This window comes from Azotobacter armeniacus, from assembly GCF_054779355.1.
In genome coordinates this window covers 106,737-107,315 of record NZ_BAAGYK010000165.1, presented here as the reverse complement: position 1 = coordinate 107,315, position 579 = coordinate 106,737, and the positions used below count along the sequence as shown (strand labels likewise).

The following is a 579-nucleotide window of genomic DNA, read 5'->3' as shown; positions in this document are numbered from 1 at the left end:
CCGGATATGCCTCCAGCGCGGACATTCGCATCGATATCCCCCATCGGCGCACAACCTTGACCGTTCACTGGCCTGCGGGCGATGCAGAGGGGTGTGCCCGGTTCATGCGCGAGATAGTGCAATGATCCGCATCGATGCCATCTGGCTCGCCAGCGAACCGCTGGACATGAGAGCCGGAACGGAAACGGCCCTGGCCAGGGTGGTGGCGGTCTTCGGTGCGGCTCAGCCGCACAACGCCTACCTGTTCGCCAACAAACGGGCCAACCGCCTGAAAGTGCTGGTGCACGATGGTTTCGGTGTCTGGCTGGCCTCGCGCCGGCTGAACCGGGGACGCTTTGTCTGGCCAGGCAACTGGCAAGAGACGCACGTGGGGTTGAATGCCGAGCAGCTTCAGGCGCTGGTGGTGGGGCTGCCCTGGCAGCGGGTCGGGTCGCGCGCGGCAATCAGCCTTTTATAGTCAGCGATCGTACATGGCGCGCAATTGACCGAACGACCTATCGTCGCGAGCCGTCGTAACCGGCAGAATCGTTGTCATGACTTCTTCTGCTTTCGACCACCTGACTCCCGAACAACTGCGCG

1 protein-coding gene is annotated in these 579 nt (G+C 62.9%); it reads left to right on the top strand.

The window, feature by feature from the left end; genetic code table 11:
* Nucleotides 1-121 precede the first annotated feature (121 nt).
* Nucleotides 122-457, top strand: a complete 336-nt coding sequence (tnpB, locus tag ACYVD0_RS22505) for an IS66 family insertion sequence element accessory protein TnpB (RefSeq protein WP_460428858.1) — start codon at nt 122-124, stop codon at nt 455-457.
* Nucleotides 458-579: the final 122 nt, after the last annotated feature.